14 protein-coding genes are annotated in these 16,495 nt (G+C 41.4%); 12 read left to right on the forward strand and 2 right to left on the reverse strand.

What is annotated here, in order from left to right:
* Window positions 1–714 precede the first annotated feature (714 nt).
* From HLH16_RS03010 to holA, 4 genes are all read left to right on the forward strand, one after another.
* Window positions 715–1,068 carry a DUF4124 domain-containing protein gene (locus HLH16_RS03010; protein ID WP_171528185.1) on the forward strand — a complete coding sequence of 118 codons (354 nt, stop codon included), beginning with the start codon at window positions 715–717 and terminating at the stop codon, window positions 1,066–1,068.
* Window positions 1,069–1,219: 151 nt separating this feature from the next.
* Window positions 1,220–3,844: a leucine--tRNA ligase gene (leuS, locus tag HLH16_RS03015; RefSeq protein ID WP_171528186.1), complete on the forward strand. Its 2,625-nt coding sequence runs from the start codon at window positions 1,220–1,222 to the stop codon at window positions 3,842–3,844.
* A 209-nt stretch (window positions 3,845–4,053) separates the two neighbouring features.
* Complete coding sequence (locus HLH16_RS03020) at window positions 4,054–4,590, forward strand: LPS-assembly lipoprotein LptE (RefSeq protein ID WP_171528187.1); 537 nt, start codon at window positions 4,054–4,056, stop codon at window positions 4,588–4,590.
* A 16-nt stretch (window positions 4,591–4,606) separates the two neighbouring features.
* Window positions 4,607–5,605, forward strand: a complete 999-nt coding sequence (gene holA, locus HLH16_RS03025) for a DNA polymerase III subunit delta (RefSeq protein WP_171528188.1) — start codon at window positions 4,607–4,609, stop codon at window positions 5,603–5,605.
* Here holA and HLH16_RS03030 read toward each other — a convergent pair.
* On the reverse strand, window positions 5,602–6,051 hold the full coding sequence (locus tag HLH16_RS03030; protein WP_131287464.1) for a bacteriohemerythrin: 450 nt from the start codon (window positions 6,049–6,051) through the stop codon (window positions 5,602–5,604). The genes holA and HLH16_RS03030 overlap by 4 nt on opposite strands.
* A gap of 579 nt (window positions 6,052–6,630) precedes the next feature.
* Between HLH16_RS03030 and HLH16_RS03035 the strand changes: the two genes are divergently transcribed.
* The 3 genes from HLH16_RS03035 to HLH16_RS03045 are packed head-to-tail and all read left to right on the forward strand — an operon-like array spanning window position 6,631 to window position 11,371.
* Window positions 6,631–7,974 (forward strand): MacA family efflux pump subunit, encoded by a 1,344-nt coding sequence (locus HLH16_RS03035; RefSeq protein ID WP_171528189.1) that lies wholly within the window; start codon window positions 6,631–6,633, stop codon window positions 7,972–7,974.
* Between the two features lie 2 nt (window positions 7,975–7,976).
* Window positions 7,977–9,956: a MacB family efflux pump subunit gene (locus tag HLH16_RS03040; protein ID WP_171528202.1), complete on the forward strand. Its 1,980-nt coding sequence runs from the start codon at window positions 7,977–7,979 to the stop codon at window positions 9,954–9,956.
* Window positions 9,957–9,967: 11 nt separating this feature from the next.
* Complete coding sequence (locus HLH16_RS03045) at window positions 9,968–11,371, forward strand: efflux transporter outer membrane subunit (protein ID WP_171528190.1); 1,404 nt, start codon at window positions 9,968–9,970, stop codon at window positions 11,369–11,371.
* Window positions 11,372–11,433: 62 nt separating this feature from the next.
* Here the strand turns inward: HLH16_RS03045 and HLH16_RS03050 are convergent, their stop codons facing one another.
* Window positions 11,434–11,955: a CHAP domain-containing protein gene (locus HLH16_RS03050; RefSeq protein ID WP_171528191.1), complete on the reverse strand. Its 522-nt coding sequence runs from the start codon at window positions 11,953–11,955 to the stop codon at window positions 11,434–11,436.
* A 635-nt stretch (window positions 11,956–12,590) separates the two neighbouring features.
* Here HLH16_RS03050 and thyA point away from each other — a divergent pair.
* The 5 genes from thyA to msrA all read left to right on the forward strand — a co-directional run bounded on the left by thyA (window position 12,591) and on the right by msrA (window position 16,326).
* The gene (gene thyA / locus HLH16_RS03055) at window positions 12,591–13,433 is read left to right on the forward strand and encodes a thymidylate synthase (protein WP_171528192.1); all 843 of its coding nucleotides are present in this window, start codon (window positions 12,591–12,593) and stop codon (window positions 13,431–13,433) included.
* 80 nt (window positions 13,434–13,513) lie between these two features.
* Window positions 13,514–14,026, forward strand: coding sequence for a dihydrofolate reductase (locus tag HLH16_RS03060; RefSeq protein ID WP_171528193.1), 513 nt, complete (start codon window positions 13,514–13,516; stop codon window positions 14,024–14,026).
* A gap of 28 nt (window positions 14,027–14,054) precedes the next feature.
* Window positions 14,055–15,116, forward strand: coding sequence for an Lnb N-terminal periplasmic domain-containing protein (locus HLH16_RS03065; protein ID WP_171528194.1), 1,062 nt, complete (start codon window positions 14,055–14,057; stop codon window positions 15,114–15,116).
* A 104-nt stretch (window positions 15,117–15,220) separates the two neighbouring features.
* Window positions 15,221–15,682 (forward strand): META domain-containing protein, encoded by a 462-nt coding sequence (locus HLH16_RS03070; protein WP_171528195.1) that lies wholly within the window; start codon window positions 15,221–15,223, stop codon window positions 15,680–15,682.
* Between the two features lie 119 nt (window positions 15,683–15,801).
* The gene (msrA, locus tag HLH16_RS03075) at window positions 15,802–16,326 is read left to right on the forward strand and encodes a peptide-methionine (S)-S-oxide reductase MsrA (protein ID WP_171528196.1); all 525 of its coding nucleotides are present in this window, start codon (window positions 15,802–15,804) and stop codon (window positions 16,324–16,326) included.
* Window positions 16,327–16,495: the final 169 nt, after the last annotated feature.

A 16,495-nucleotide genomic window follows, 5' to 3' on the forward strand; every position in this document is an offset into this window, starting at 1 on the left:
ACAAATTTCATAGTTTTCATAGCAATAGGAAAAAAATCTGACCTGACTGCTGTTTGAGCAATATGGGGTCTAAAACATGTTGGGATAAACATATTTTGTTGGCTTTGTTCAGCTTCTCGGCTAGAGAAGAAGTCCATTGCTAAAATGACGCTGATTCGAAGGGTGATCAAATAAACGCATATAAAACTACAGTCAGCATTTTTGTAGTTTCGACTATTAAAGTCAAGTTTAAAAATTAGCTTTTTCTTGATTATTTACAGACCGTCTGTTTTTTAAGCTTTAGGCGTGATTTTACATTTCATTTGCTTATTGAGGATTTCATGAGAAAAACCAATCACTTCATTACAACTCAAAATTTAATGATAAAAAAATACTATAAATTAAATAAATAATTTTAATATATTGCGGTTTTTCAGATTTATCTTTCTCAATACAAATTTAAAATAACCCTGTCATGTGCCGAATATTCTGCTTTTATTTTCGTCATAGCCTCATTACTAATGCGATCACAAATCAGTCAAAACAGAACGACTTAGATTTAAAAAAGTAACACTAAATTAAACTATTCTTCATGCCGAATTGAATCATCCATATCATTCGTCAGCTTATCTTTTTTTTCTGCAAATAAATAAAAATCATATAAAATACAAAACTGATAATGTGGCTATATTTTATATATTACAACTGACTGATTATTATAAGGACTTGTTCATTATGTCATCATCTTTCATCAAAATTGGATTCATGGCTGCATGCTTTACCTTCAGTCTAAGTTCAACCACTGGTTTTGCTAAAGAATATTACAAATGGGTCGATGCAAAAGGGTCTACCCATTACACCACCACCCCACCACCAAAATCTGCCCAGAAAAAAGGTAAAGTAGATACTTACGGTCCGAATAAGTCATCTCAAAGCTCTAAAAACACCTCTACCGCAGAAACAGAGTCCGTATCAAAAGAAGCTCAAAACCTTGCCAATGTTGCAGTGGCTGCTGCAAATGCGGCTCCAGCTGTAGCACGAGAAGCGGATCGTTCATCAAATTCTAATAAAGTATTATCTGCTCAATAGTCAGCAATCCCTCATTTCCTCCTTTGAAATGGTTTTTGCTGGTTAAAAACTTTTATATTTTATGATTTATGTCGGGCGCAAAATTCACTTTTTAGTGCATTTTGCGCTATGCTGTGCAACAAACTTTTAACCGTTGTTCTTATATACGTTTATGACTACTTCTCACATTGACCCTGAATATCAAGCTAGTGCGATTGAGCCAAATGTCCAAAAAGACTGGGAAACTCGCAAAGCCTTTAAAGTTGCCGACACTGTAGAAGGTAAACATCGCTATATCCTGTCGATGTTCCCTTACCCAAGTGGCAAGCTGCATATGGGTCATGTGCGTAACTACACCATTGGTGACGTGATCAGCCGTTTCCACCGTTTAAAAGGTGAAACGGTGTTGCAACCGATGGGTTGGGATGCGTTCGGTCTTCCTGCAGAAAATGCAGCCATTGCCCACCAGGTTGCTCCGGCAAAATGGACTTTTGAAAATATTGCATACATGCGTGATCAATTGAAAAAACTTGGCCTTTCAGTCGATTGGGATCGTGAATTTGCAACCTGTACACCAGAGTATTATCACTGGGAACAATGGTTATTCGTACAGCTCTATAAGAAAGGTTTGATTTATCGCAAACTTTCAACAGTGAACTGGGATCCTGTCGATCAGACTGTTCTTGCGAATGAGCAAGTTGAAAATGGTCGCGGCTGGCGTTCAGGTGCATTGGTTGAAAAACGTGATATTCCAATGTATTACTTCCGCATTACCGATTATGCACAAGAATTATTAGATGATTTAGATTCATTGAAAGATGGCTGGCCTCAACAAGTGTTGACCATGCAACGTAACTGGATCGGTCGTTCACAAGGCATGGAAATCACCTTCCCTTCAGCGAACCCTGAAGTGTATGCCGATGATTTAACTGTTTATACCACACGTGGTGACACCTTGATGGGTGTGACTTATGTTGCTGTTGCGGCTGAACATCCAATGGCACTTAAAGCTGCTGAAACCAATCCTGAATTGGCGGCATTTATTGAAGAATGCCGTATGGGTTCTGTTGCAGAAGCAGATCTTGCGACTGCTGAAAAGAAAGGCATGGCAACAGGTCTTTCTGTGAAGCATCCGGTGACTGGTGAAGCGGTTCCAGTATGGATTGCCAACTACGTGTTGATGTCTTACGGTTCAGGCGCGGTGATGGCGGTTCCAGCACACGATGAACGCGACTTCGAATTTGCCAATAAATACGGTTTAACCATCAAGCAAGTGATTGATGCCAAAGGCGCAGATGATGCCGAATTCTCTGCAACTGAGTGGCAAGAATGGTACGGTTCGAAAGAAGGTAAACTGGTTAACTCGGGTGAGTTTGACGGTTTAGATTTCCAAGGTGCTTTTGATGCGTTTATCGCGAAATTAGAACCACAGAAACTTGCCAATACCAAAGTTCAGTTCCGTTTACGTGACTGGGGTGTTTCTCGTCAGCGTTATTGGGGTTGCCCAATTCCAATGATCAACTGTGAAACTTGTGGACAGGTGCCTGTACCTGAAGAACAACTTCCAGTGATTCTTCCGACTGACGTGGTGCCGGATGGTTCAGGTAACCCACTGAACAAAATGCCTGAATTCTATCAAACGACTTGTCCTTGCTGTGGCGCAGACGCTCGTCGTGAAACAGATACACTCGACACATTCGTAGAATCTTCTTGGTATTACGCACGTTATGCATCTCCAGATTTCACTGGCGGTATGGTGAAACCTGAGGCTGCACAATCTTGGCTTCCAGTGAACCAATACATCGGTGGTGTTGAGCATGCAATTCTGCATTTACTTTATGCACGTTTCTTCCATAAATTGATGCGTGATGAAGGTGTTGTTCAAGGTAACGAACCATTCACAAATCTTCTTACTCAAGGTATGGTTTTGGCTGATACCTTCTATCGTGAAGCAGAATCAGGTAAGAAAACCTGGTTTAACCCTGCGGATATCGAGTTAGAAAAAGACGAGAAAGGTCGTATTCTTTCTGCTAAATACAAAGGTGATGGTCAGGAAGTTGTAGTTGGCGGTCAAGAAAAAATGTCGAAATCGAAAAACAACGGTATCGACCCGCAAGCGATTATTGACCAATACGGCGCAGATACTGCACGTGTATTCATGATGTTTGCAGCGCCACCCGATCAATCGCTTGAATGGTCTGATGCCGGTGTTGAAGGTGCAAACCGTTTCTTGAAACGTGTATGGCGTTTGGCAACAGGCTTCTTGGAAAAAGGCAATCATGCAGCGAATATTGATACTGCAAACCTATCCAAAGATGCACAAGACTTACGTCGTAAAACGCATGAAACCATTCAAAAAGTCAGTGATGACCTAGAACGTCGTCATGCATTCAATACAGCCATTGCAGCACAAATGGAATTATTGAATAGCATCAACAAATTTGAAGCAAAAGATGACAACGATGTTGCAGTTGAACGTGATGCCATTATTACTTTGCTGACAATGCTTGCACCATTTGCACCACATTTAAGTCAAACATTATTGACTGAATTTGGCATTGAGTTAACTGAAGCGCTATTCCCAGTTGTGGATGAGTCTGCATTAACCCGTAATACCCACACGATTGTGGTTCAAGTGAATGGTAAACTTCGCGGTAAATTGGAAGTTTCAGTCGATACGTCTAAAGAAGACATTTTGGCTCAGGCAAAAGCCTTACCTGAAGTTCAACAATTCTTGACCGGTCCAACCAAGAAAGAAATTGTTGTGCCGAATAAATTAGTGAATCTAGTCGTTTAATTTTAATCCCCCTAAATCCCCCTTTTTCAAAGGGGACTTCCCTCAGTAGGTGTGAAGGGTTCCCCTCTTTCTTAAAGAGGGGTTAGGGGAGATTTAAAAACACAAAGCCCGTTGCCAGCCAACGGGCTTTGACTTTACAATCCACTGAGCTTAGGGAAAGATATCCCTCCCAATCATTACAATTGGGAAAATTAAATAGAGGAATAAGCATGCATTTAGTTCAACGTGTTGCAGCGGTTGTATTAACTTTGGGTCTAAGTGCTAGCTTAGTCGGTTGTGGTTTTCATTTAAAAGGAACTACCCCAACCACGGCTCCTGTTGCGTACTCTAAAATGAGTTTAGCACTTCCGAATAACACAGAAGAATTGCACGAAAAACTTGCCATTTACCTGGGTGCAACCGGTATTCAACTCAGCAACAATCCAGATGCTTATGTATTACATGTACTTGATTACACACCTCAACGTCATGAACTAAACGGTAAATTGGTTGAAACCTTGCTTCGGTTAACCGTAACTTTCCGTATTGAAGATTCACAAGGTAATCCTGTGACTGAACCACGTACCCTGACCGCTTCACGCAGCTATCAATATGACGTCGCGACAGTCAACACCGATGACCAAGAACAAAAATATCTCAATCAAGTCATTGTTGATGACATTGCCCAGCAAATTGTGCGTCAAATATCATCAAATCGTCTGCCGAAAGTCGTGACCAAATCAGCAGCTTCAACCACTCAACCTTAAAGATAGAAATTAAGCTATGAAACTTGACTATCCACAAGCACTAAAACGTGTTGATGAAGCTCGCGGTGCCTGGATTATGTATGGTCAAGAGCCATTACTTGAGCAAAACTTACTGGATGCTTTTCGTCAAAGTTGGCAAAAACAAGAAATTGAACGTCAGCGTTATGACATTAACAATGTCAGCGATTGGAAAAATGTATTTAATGCTCTAAATAGTTTATCGCTTTTTTCCAATCAGCTTGCCATTGAAGTGCATGGCAACATCAAGCCGGATGCGAATGGCATCAAGCAGCTGAAAAGCTACATTCAACATAATGAGCAAAACCTGTTGCTTGTGGTAATGCCCAAGCAGGACAGTAGCAGTTTAAAATCAAGTTTCTTTCAGGTGGTTGATGCCAACGGTGTCACTGTGCCGCTGACTGCCAACTATCCACAAGATCGTCAACGGATTTTAGGGATTGAGGCGGAAAAACTGGGGATTAAACTGGCGAATGATGCCTGGCAGTGGCTTGAACAACATCATGAGCATAACCTGCTCGCGGCAAAAAACAGTCTGATGCGTGTCAGCGATACTTTTGCCGATGTGGACATCATCCAGATTGATCATTTATATTCATGTTTACAAGACCAATCACGCTATACCACTTACGATTTAAATGATGCCCTGCTTGCCGGAAATCTGGCTCAGGCAATTAAAATCTTCCAATATTTAATTGCCTCGGGTGAACCGATGAGCCTGATTCTATGGAGTATCAGCAAAGAAATGCGCTTGCTGATGCAACTGTTTGAACAGCCGCAAAATGCCTTGCAACTGGGGATTTGGAAAAATAAAGTCAGTCTATATCAACAAGCTCTAAGACGACTGAATCCAAACAACTTTCTAACCTGGCCTTCACTGCTGTTACGTATTGATGCATCCATTAAAGGTCTGGGAAAGGAAAATCCAGAACATCTGGTTCTACAAGCGATTACCAGTATGTGTGGTCAAATGTTATTTGAATCACCTACTGCTTAGCTGAAAAAACGCGAAAACCAGCTTTTACCTTTTTTCTGTTCTTGTGAACGTAAATAGTGCAGCATATTGTCACGCACCGCATCCACATAATCTTGATCATCATGTTGGATATGATTAATCAACCACTTTGACAGTAATCGGTATAAATCATTTTCGACCGATTCTCCCCGATCAAATTTTTGACGATAATCATTCAGCCGTTTAACAAATAAGTCGTGTATGCCTCTATGAGAAGGCAAATACTGATAGCTCACTTGTTCAAGCAAGTTTTCTTCGAAGCTAAAATGTGATTGGGTATAATCAATCAAATCATCCAAGACTTCTTTGATCTGATTACGATCACCACTCACTCTAATCTTCTCCAGAGCATTAATGTAATCCAAGATTTGGCGATGTTGATTATCAATCACATCGATTCCAATATTATAACTTTCATTCCATTCCATCCGTTACCTCACACAAATTTTCATATTAAAGTCATGATTTATTGCGCACAATCATTGTGCATGGCACTATTATTATTAATCCCATAAAAAAAATATGGGATTTAATGTTACAAACTTTTTTTATTTAAATCTATAGATAAAACAAAGATTTTTTAAATTATTAGAATAATTATCTAGCTAGGTCTGCGAAAATAAAGGAGATGCAAAAATGTCAAACATAGAAAATTTTTAAATAAAAATCATTAGATAAGTCCAGTATCATTCGACTAAAATCTAATCTGTTCTCGAGGCCTGAGATGCGTTGGTAAAAATGCAGTCTCATAGCAGTATTGCTGTGAAACTCAACAATCAAACTGAAAATCACCTTTCAGAAATTCATTGAATCCAAATTCAATCAATTACTCATCGCCTACAAATCACACTGTAAAAGGCTGTTTTAAAATCAGTTCACAATCGCTTTAGTCACTTTTCAAGAGATCTCAAAAAAGAAAATAATTCTCATTTGTTTTTAAAAAATTCACGCTCTATCCTCATTTAGCTTTTATAATCTGTTCAATTTTCTGAATTTATACGCTCACTATGCCAAAAATAAAGCCGTCCAAAATAGTTGTAGCAGTGGTCTGTATTCTTGCTATTGCAGTCACCGCCTGGTTTTTCTTAAAACCAAAAGAGCAACCACCGCAATACATTACCAGTGAAGTCAGCCGCGGCGATATTGAAGACTCGGTACTTGCAACCGGTGTACTTGAAGCCACCAAAATGGTCAGCGTCGGTGCTCAGGTTTCCGGTCAGGTAAAAAAAATGTATGTGAAATTGGGCGACCAAGTGAAACAAGGTCAACTGATCGCGAGAATTGATTCGATTCGTCAGGAAAATGATCTTAAAACGGCTGAAGCGAGCATTAAAAATCAACAGGCTCAACTGGCCGTCAAGCAAGCCAACTTGGCCAAAGTTCAAGCTGAATATCAACGTCAACAAGCGATGTATGCACAAGATGCAACTTCACGTGCTGAATTAGAATCAGCATTGGCCAGCTACAAAACAGCACAAGCTGAAATTCTGGCGATTAATGCACAAATTGAACAATCTCGCTTAACACTGGCAACGACTAAAGAAGATTTGGGCTATACCCAGATTGTTGCGCCGATGGATGGCACCATTGTGGCGATTGTGACCGAGGAAGGTCAGACCGTAAACGCCAACCAAAGTGCACCCACCATTGTTAAACTGGCAAAGCTCGACACTATGACCATTAAGGCTGAAATCTCTGAAGCTGACGTGATGAAAGTTGAAGAAGGTCAAACTGTTTATTTCACGACTTTAGGCAATAGTGACAAAAAGCACTATGCAAAACTACGCCAAGTAGAACCTGCACCGAATTCAATCAATACCGAAAACAATAACTCTTCGACTTCATCATCAAACACTGCAGTGTATTACAACGCCCTATTTGATGTACCCAATGAAGATGGCAAGTTACGTATTGATATGACTGCACAGGTTTATATCGTACTCAGTGAAGCAAAAAATGTGTTAACTGTCCCTGCAGCAGCCTTACAAAGCTCAAATCGCCCGCAAGGCAAACGCGGTGAACGTAATGCAGACCAAACAAAACAACAAAAGCCAGCCGATACAGAGCAGGCTAAAACTGAACGTCCAAAACGCCTGGAACTGTCTGCTGAAGAAAAATCACTGATTGAACAAGGCAAAGCCTCTATGTCGATGGTTCGCATTGTGCAGGCAGATGGCACTACAAAACCGCAACCAGTCTTGGTCGGCTTGAATAACCGTGTCACTGCTCAAGTGATTAAAGGCTTAAAACAAGGTGATAAAGTGGTGATCGCAGATGCTTCTGATACCTCGAATGATTCTGCCAAACGCAGTAACCGTGTAGCTGGTGGTGCCGGTCCAGTGAGAATGTAATGATGAGTCAAGATCAACAACCTTTGCTCAAGGTCACAGATCTGACTCGTGAATTCCCTGCCGGGGAAAGCACCATTCAGATTCTGAAGGGCATTAATTTAGAGATTTATCCCGGAGAACTGGTGGCCATTGTCGGGCAATCTGGTTCGGGTAAATCGACCCTGATGAACATCCTCGGTTGTCTAGATCAACCGACTGCAGGTAGCTATCAGGTTAAAGGGCGTGAAACACGAAAATTAGAACCGGATGAACTGGCACAATTGCGCCGTGAATATTTCGGTTTTATTTTCCAGCGTTATCATTTACTGGGTGATTTAACTGCGGCAGGGAATGTTGAAGTTCCGGCCATTTATACTGGTGTCGATGCCTCTGCGCGTCAACAACGTTCCACCCAACTACTCACGGATCTAGGATTAGCTGAAAAAACCCAAAACCGTCCCAGTCAGCTTTCCGGTGGTCAGCAGCAGCGTGTTTCGATTGCCCGTGCCCTGATGAACGGCGGCGATGTGATTCTAGCCGATGAACCGACCGGTGCATTGGATAAAAACAGTGGTATTGAGGTGATGCGTATTTTACGCGAACTGAATGCCAAAGGTCATACCATCATTTTAGTCACCCACGATCATAACGTGGCGAAAAATGCTTCACGTGTTATCGAAATCAGTGATGGCAACATTATTTCAGATAAACCGAATGTTCCTGAAACCGATGGTGAAGTTCTGGAAAAGCAGCAGCTTGATCGTACTCCGCAAAAGAAAACTCCGTCCTGGCGCTCTGCTGCCGACCGACTAGGCGAAGCCTTCCGCATGGCTTTGCTTGCCATGAATGCGCACCGCATGCGTACCTTCCTGACCATGCTCGGGATCATTATTGGTATTGCATCGGTGGTATCGGTGGTCGCTTTAGGGAATGGCTCACAGAAACAGATTCTGGAAAATATCAGTAGTCTGGGTACCAATACCATTACCGTTTATCAAGGTCGTGGATTTGGTGATAACTCCAAAACTGCCCAAGTCAAAACACTGGTTCCTGCTGATGCTGAAGCTTTGGCTGAACAACCATATGTCGATGGTGTCAGTCCTTCCGTGACTAACAGCATCACCGCACGCTTTAAAGATACTGAAGCTTCTGCAACGGTGAATGGTGTCAGTGAAGAATTCTTCTATGTCAAAGGCATGACCTTTGAATCCGGACAACCTTTTGACAAAGAAGGTGTTACTGAACGTGCCCAAGACGTAGTGATTGACAGCAATACCAAGAATACTTTCTTTAATGATGGCACCAATCCTGTGGGTCAGGTCATTTTGTTGGGCAGTGTACCGAGTCGTATTATTGGCGTGATTGAAGCGCAAAAATCGATGATGGGTAACTCGGACAGCCTGAATGTTTACCTGCCCTACTCGACGGTGATGAGTCGCATGCTAGGGCAATCCAATGTGCGTAATATCATTGTCCGGATTAAAGATGAATACCCGAGTGCTGCGGCTGAAAATGCGATTCTGAACCTGCTGGTACAACGTCACGGCGCACAAGACGTATTTACCCAAAACTCTGACAGTATTCGTGAAACCATTCAGCAAACCACGCAAACCATGACCCTGTTAGTGTCTGCAATTGCGGTGATTTCCCTGATTGTCGGGGGGATCGGGGTTATGAACATCATGCTGGTTTCGGTGACCGAACGTACTCAGGAAATTGGGGTGCGTATGGCGGTCGGTGCACGTCAAAGTGACATCTTGCAGCAGTTTCTGATTGAAGCCGTGCTGGTCTGTATTTTAGGCGGGATCTTGGGGGTGCTTTTATCTTTAGGTATTGGGCAGCTGATTAGTCATTTTGCTGGGGGAACTTTCCAGATGGCGTACTCAACCACATCAATTATTGCGGCCTTTGTCTGTTCCAGCATGATCGGGATTATCTTTGGCTTTATCCCTGCCCGTAATGCAGCACAGCTTAATCCTGTCGATGCACTTTCTCGCGAATAAGGATACTTAGAATGCAAATGAATTTTACCAAACTTGTCGCTAGTCTTATTTTAACTGGATCACTGGTCGGTTGTGCTGCGGTGGTAAAAACACCGTATGAACAACCTGCCGTAAATATTCCAGGCAATTTCCAGAACAATAAAGCACTCAGCCAGCAGGTGCATGCTAATGTCTATGCCGATCAATGGTGGACCTTGTTTGGCGATGCGCAGCTGAATCAACTGGTTAATCAGGTGTTAGCGACTAATACCGATTTAGCTGTTACAGGGATTAACTTGCAGCAGGCACGTCTACAAGCTGGTTTGGCTCAAAACAAGCAAGGTCCACGGGTCAGTTCCAGCGTTTCAGCAGGACATAGTATTGACCTGAATTCTGGGGATGATGCTTCACGTGGTTTGTCTTTAAGTGGCGGCGTGAGCTATGAACTGGATTTATTCGGCAAACTGGCGCGTCAAACTGAAGCCAGTAAATGGGAAGCGCTAGCGACCGAACAGGACTTGCAAAGTACCGCACAAAGTCTGGTGGCGACCACTGCCAATTTATACTGGGAATTGGGTTATCTGAACGAGCGTTACGCCGTTGCACAGCAAAACCTGGCCAGTACGCAAAAAATCTATGAACTGGTCCGTACCCAATATCGTGCTGGGGCAGTTTCAGGTCTGGACCTCACCTCGGCGGAACAATCCGTTCAAAGCCAGAGAGCGAGCTTAAGTCAGATTGAACAGCAGCGTGTTGAAGCGCGCACGGCTTTGGCGGTTCTACTTAACATGCCCGTCCAGCAACTGAATATTCAGGAACCGTCCCGTTTACCGCGAATTGCCCTACCGGCTGTGTCGACTGGCTTGCCCGCTGACTTGCTATCGCGTCGTCCGGATTTACAAGCGTCCGAATTACGTTTACGTAAGGCCTTGGCAAGCAAAGATGCCACTAAAGCCAGCTATTATCCTTCCATTAGTCTGACCGGAAATTTAGGTTCTTCCAGCACATCGTTAAGCAACCTGTTGCAGAACCCTGCTTTAACTTTGGGGGCGAATCTCAGCTTGCCGTTCCTGCAATATAACGATATGAAGAAAGATGTGGAGATCAGTAATCTGGATTATGAAAAATCGATTATGCAATATCGCCAAACCTTGTATCAGGCTTTTGCCGATGTGGAAAATGCGCTATCTGCACGCACCGAATTAAACAAGCAGGTGGCTTTGCAGGAACGAAATGTGCAACTTGCCGAGAAGACTGAACGTTTAACTGAAGTGCGTTACCGCAACGGTGCCATCGCGCTGAAAAACCTGCTCGATGCACAAGAAACCACACGCAATGCACGACTGTCATTAATTCAAACCAAGCAGAGTCAATACAATGCCTATGTGACTCTGATGCAGGCTTTAGGTGGCAGTCCCATCAAACAATTGCCTTAAGCTAAACAATAAAAAAAGCCTCTAAAGAGGCTTTTTTTATTTAAGCAGTTTTCCAGGAAAACTTAAAAACTCGGACGATAATATTTATAGGTCAGACCTTTTTCATTATAAACGTCATAACTTTTTTGCTTAAAGTCAGAGACCCATTGCGTGCCATTAAACCCTGCAATATGTCCATACACATGTTTACCAGTCCGATCAATAATATAAATATCGCCTTCTTTAGGGGCATCGAATTTAGGATTAATTTGTCGATAGCCAATTTTCATTAAAGTATTACCCCAGTCTGCCGCAGCAACGGGATGACTTTGAAAGCGTGCACCTGCCGATTCCAAAGCAAGACGAATACTTTTCGCACACTTTTGTGAACTGCTATATGAGCTAATACCCTGCAAGAAATTGGTGAATTTATTAATATCTATTCGCTGTCCATTGCTTGCAATGATGTTCTGTTTTGGGAAGGCTTGAACGAACTTGGATTCCGTATTTTTCTTAGAATTCTTACCAGATTGGGAACGAATTACGATGTTTGTCTGGACTGGAGCATATACTTCATTCATGTTTACATTATGATCATAAACCATTCTTTATAACGACTCCTAACCCTTAAAATTCGGGCTTTTCACTCATTTCGACGGCAAAGATAGTACCGTGTAAAATGTGATTTTTCATGCAACAAATGTAATAAAATTTAACTAAAGCCTTTGAAATAGACTTAAATGATTATTTTTTGTTAATTTTTATAATCCAATACCAGTAAAAATTTAATTGATGTTCATTCGAGCAACACTAGGTTGTTATTAAGTTTCGAGTCTTTAAGCCATAATTTGATGGAATAAAACGGTCTAAATTTCAAAATCTGACATGGGCTATATATTGTAATTTTTTAAGCCCTGCTTGTTCTCATGCAGGATCATGCAACTATTTCGAATATTTAATACCAAATGACCTAATAGAGTTTTTTTAGGGGGTTGAAAAATTCTTTCCAGAAAAATCGATCCATTTTCCTCACCCTTATAATTTTTCATCCAATCCAGTCAAGATTGGAGGTGATGACTTAGATTACAATAAAATACCAATAATACCTATATAAATCATTATCTTATAAAAATTAACTCGCAGATTTTAATTTACCTATCTGCTCCCTTGATAGAGTTTCCTCACCGGTAAAAAAAGGCTAATATGTGCCACATGAAATTCACACGATTATGAGAGAGACATGCGTCAGTATTTAGACCTTTTACAACATATCCTCGACAACGGTGGCGACAAAGGCGATCGTACTGGAACAGGTACACGTTCTGTATTTGGTCATCAAATGCGCTTTGATCTTTCCAAAGGTTTTCCTTTATTGACCACTAAAAAAGTTCATTTCCGTTCTATCGTGATTGAATTGTTGTGGTTTTTAAAAGGTGATACCAACGTCAAATATTTGCAGGACAATAAAGTTTCGATTTGGGATGAATGGTCCACTGCAGAACAAACTGCACGTTTTGGTCGTCCTGAAGGCGAATTGGGTCCAGTCTATGGTCATCAATGGCGTAACTTTGGCGCAACTAAAAAAGAAAATGGCTTATATGAGCAAGATGGTTTTGACCAGATCAAATGGCTGATTAATGAAATTAAAATCAATCCCAATTCACGCCGTTTAATCGTATCGGGCTGGAACCCGAATGAAGCGGGAAATGTTGCCCTTCCACCTTGCCATACCCTGTTCCAGTTTTTTGTCCAGAACGAAAAACTGTCTTGCCAGCTCTATCAACGTAGTGCGGATGTGTTCCTAGGTGTGCCATTTAATATTGCCAGTTATGCCCTGCTCACACATATGATTGCGCAAGTATGCGGCCTGGGTGTAGGCGACTTTGTCTGGACTGGTGGTGATACCCATTTATATGCCAACCATTTTGAACAGGCAAAATTACAGCTCAGCCGTGAACCTTTGCCGCTTTGCCAATTAAAATTGAATCCCGAAGTGAAAGACATCTTCGATTTTAAATTTGAAGATATCGAAATTATTGGCTATGAATCACACCCAGGGATTAAAGCGCCGGTTGCGGTTTAATTTCTAAAATCCCCCTTTAATTCCCCCTTTTGCAAAAGGGGGAAAACGTATCTGAGTATAAAAAATACAGGGAAAATTTTATGACCTTTCAAAATTTAGAAGTTGTTCATGTCGTGGCCATGGATCAACAACGCTGCATTGGTAAAAATAATGACTTACCTTGGCACATTTCTGCTGACCTCAAGCACTTTAAAGAAATCACCCAAGGTGGTGTCGTGGTCATGGGTCGTAAGACTTTGGAATCGATGGGACGCACCTTGCCAAAACGGGTCAATTGGGTGATTACCCGTGACACCGACTGGTCATTTGAAGGGACTAAAGTTGCCTACTCGATTGAAGATGCCTTAGCTCAAGCGGTTGCCGATGTGCAAGCCTCAGAAAAGCCGGAAGCGATCTTTATTATCGGTGGCGGTGAGATCTTTAAACAGACTATGGACATTGCCGACCGTTTAGAACTGACCCATGTTGAACTTGATGTTCAAGGCGATGCCTACTATCCAGAAATTCCAGCTGAATTTAAAAAGGTCGCGTCTGAACAACATATTGACGACAAAACTGGGATTGCTTTTGAGTTCGCAACTTACCGAAAATAAAGGTAATAATTACTTATAACAGTCAAATATGCAGAATATTGGAAAAAGGGAATTTTTCGCTGCTCTAGGCATGGCTTTACTCCATTCCATGTTTAGCCTTTTCGTTATTGTGTCCTCTATTTGGCTGTGTCTTGCGTTGTGGTTTCAAGAACCTTTTGGCTGGTTGGTCACCCGCATAATGATTGGCATTTGGATTGTCTTTGCTTTAAGTATTCTCGGTATTTATATCACCCAAAATTTATTTAACCGCCATATAGATATACTGATTTATATCTTTGGTTTTCTGTTGGGCTTATTTTGGTATTTTAACCTGGAAGCCAAACAAGATCGTGACTGGAATCCCGAAGTTGCCCAAATATTGTCTTATGAACAACAGGGCAATTTGGTCACGCTACACAATGTACGTAATTTTAACTGGCATACGGATGGCAGCTATGATGAGCATTGGGAAACCCGTCAGTTTGATTTAGACCAGATTAGCGGCGTGAATATCATCACCTCCTATTGGATGGGACCACGCATCGCGCATACCCTAGTCAGTTTTGATTTTGCCAATAGCAAACCACTGACCTTTTCGATTGAAATTCGTAAACAAAAAAATGAAGAATTTTCCACCTATGGCGGTTTTTTTAGAAAATACGAACTCAGCCTGATCGCAGCAGATGAAAAAGATCTGATTTATACCCGCAGCAATATTCGGGGCGAACATGTCTATTTCTTCCCGGTCAATATGTCGAAAACCGAAAGACGCGCCTTGTTTGAAGAATATCTGTATAAAGCCAATGAATTAAGAAATCAGCCAAAATGGTATAACAGCCTGACCAGTAACTGCACCACGCTGGTATTTGATATGGTACAAGCAGTATCTAAAAGGCACTTGCCAACCGATTACCGCCTGCTGGCTTCTGGCTATTTACCTAATTATCTGTATGACCTGCATGCCATTTCACACGATTTAACCATGCAACAGTGGTATGAAATTGCCTACATCAACCCACGTGTCAGTGCGTTAAACAATATGAGCAGCACTCAATATTCAACCCTTATTCGTCAGAGTTTACCGAAACCTAAAACTGTAGATGTACCATAATAAGAAATGCAAAAAAATATATAAAACATACATTTAATCCTAGTTAAATGGCTATTTTTTTGTTTATATAGAACGTAAGTTAAATCAAGAACGAGAATTCCAATATGTTAAAAAAATTATGTGCTGTCAGCATGATTGCTGCAGCTCTTGCTTTTACAGGTTGTGAAACGATACCTAACGCATCTTCTACGATTGAAACTGCAAATTTAGTTCAATTACAAAACCGTACCTGGATTGCAACGCATATTGGCAATACTGAAATTAAGACCTCACCCACTGCACACAATATTCCAAGCTTACAGTTTGATGCTGCAACCAAACACGTCAGTGGTGCCGATGGTTGTAATCGGATTATGGGAAGCTATGCAGCGGGACGCGATACTTTAATCTTGAGCCAAATGGCAGGCACCAAAATGGCATGTTTAGATGGCAACAATGTATCGCAACAATTTAATGCAGCACTAACTAAAGTGGCAAACTATCAAGTCTTTGGCAAAACACTCAAACTGCTTGATCGTCATGGCAATCTTCTTATTCAATTGACCAGTCCGGTTCAACCGCGTTAAATAATGCAGATAAAAAGCCTAAAATTTCAGGATTTTGTATATAAAATGCATAAATAAATACATTGTAGCTTCATAAAAAGCCCATATATTAAAAAAATAAACAAATATAGGATAAAACCATGCAACAGGCATTATTTGGTGGTGGATGTTTTTGGTGTGTTGAAGCCATATTTTTACAGCTGAAAGGCGTAGAAAAAGTGGTTAGTGGTTATGCAGGTGGCCATACCGACAATCCAAGTTATGACGATATTTGCCGTGGAGATACCAACCACGCGGAAGTCATTTTGATTGATTATGATGAAACACAAATTAGCTTTGCTCAGCTTTTGGATGTATTTTTCACCACGCATGATCCAACGACGTTAAACCGTCAAGGCAATGACGTCGGTACTCAATATCGTTCTGTGATTTATTACCTGAATGATGAACAGCAACAGCAGGCACAACAAACCATTGATGCCCTGAAAGCAGAAGGTCTGAATATTGTGACTGAACTGAGTCCTGCACCCAAGTTCTACCCTGCCGAAGAATATCACCAGAATTTTTTTGCCCGAAATCCATCTCAAGGCTACTGTAATTTTGCCATTCCACCCAAATTAATGAAATTACGCAGCAAGTTTCAGGATTTGCTTAAATCCCAATAACCGCACTTTTCAGCAAACTTCAGATATAAAAAAAGCGACCCTCTCGGTCACTGCTGTCCCATAGTTTGATTTAAATAAAAAAACCTGAGTCCGAACAGTTAAAATATGAGTGCAAACAAACACTTTAACGACCAGGATTCAGGTTTTGTCACATCAGAATACCGTATTT

The organism is Acinetobacter sp. ANC 5378, assembly GCF_013004315.1.
In the GTDB taxonomy this organism is placed as follows: Bacteria; Pseudomonadota; Gammaproteobacteria; order Pseudomonadales; family Moraxellaceae; genus Acinetobacter.

Excerpts from the sequence above, each read along its gene's own strand:
- HLH16_RS03010 (WP_171528185.1), top strand. The coding sequence starts at position 715 with ATGTCATCATCTTTCATCAAAATTGGATTCATGGCTGCATGCTTTACC.
- leuS (WP_171528186.1), top strand. The coding sequence starts at position 1,220 with ATGACTACTTCTCACATTGACCCTGAATATCAAGCTAGTGCGATTGAG.
- HLH16_RS03020 (WP_171528187.1), top strand. The coding sequence starts at position 4,054 with ATGCATTTAGTTCAACGTGTTGCAGCGGTTGTATTAACTTTGGGTCTA.
- holA (WP_171528188.1), top strand. The coding sequence starts at position 4,607 with ATGAAACTTGACTATCCACAAGCACTAAAACGTGTTGATGAAGCTCGC.
- HLH16_RS03030 (WP_131287464.1), bottom strand. The coding sequence starts at position 6,051 with ATGGAATGGAATGAAAGTTATAATATTGGAATCGATGTGATTGATAAT.
- HLH16_RS03035 (WP_171528189.1), top strand. The coding sequence starts at position 6,631 with ATGCCAAAAATAAAGCCGTCCAAAATAGTTGTAGCAGTGGTCTGTATT.
- HLH16_RS03040 (WP_171528202.1), top strand. The coding sequence starts at position 7,977 with ATGAGTCAAGATCAACAACCTTTGCTCAAGGTCACAGATCTGACTCGT.
- HLH16_RS03045 (WP_171528190.1), top strand. The coding sequence starts at position 9,968 with ATGCAAATGAATTTTACCAAACTTGTCGCTAGTCTTATTTTAACTGGA.
- HLH16_RS03050 (WP_171528191.1), bottom strand. The coding sequence starts at position 11,955 with ATGGTTTATGATCATAATGTAAACATGAATGAAGTATATGCTCCAGTC.
- thyA (WP_171528192.1), top strand. The coding sequence starts at position 12,591 with ATGCGTCAGTATTTAGACCTTTTACAACATATCCTCGACAACGGTGGC.
- HLH16_RS03060 (WP_171528193.1), top strand. The coding sequence starts at position 13,514 with ATGACCTTTCAAAATTTAGAAGTTGTTCATGTCGTGGCCATGGATCAA.
- HLH16_RS03065 (WP_171528194.1), top strand. The coding sequence starts at position 14,055 with ATGCAGAATATTGGAAAAAGGGAATTTTTCGCTGCTCTAGGCATGGCT.
- HLH16_RS03070 (WP_171528195.1), top strand. The coding sequence starts at position 15,221 with ATGTTAAAAAAATTATGTGCTGTCAGCATGATTGCTGCAGCTCTTGCT.
- msrA (WP_171528196.1), top strand. The coding sequence starts at position 15,802 with ATGCAACAGGCATTATTTGGTGGTGGATGTTTTTGGTGTGTTGAAGCC.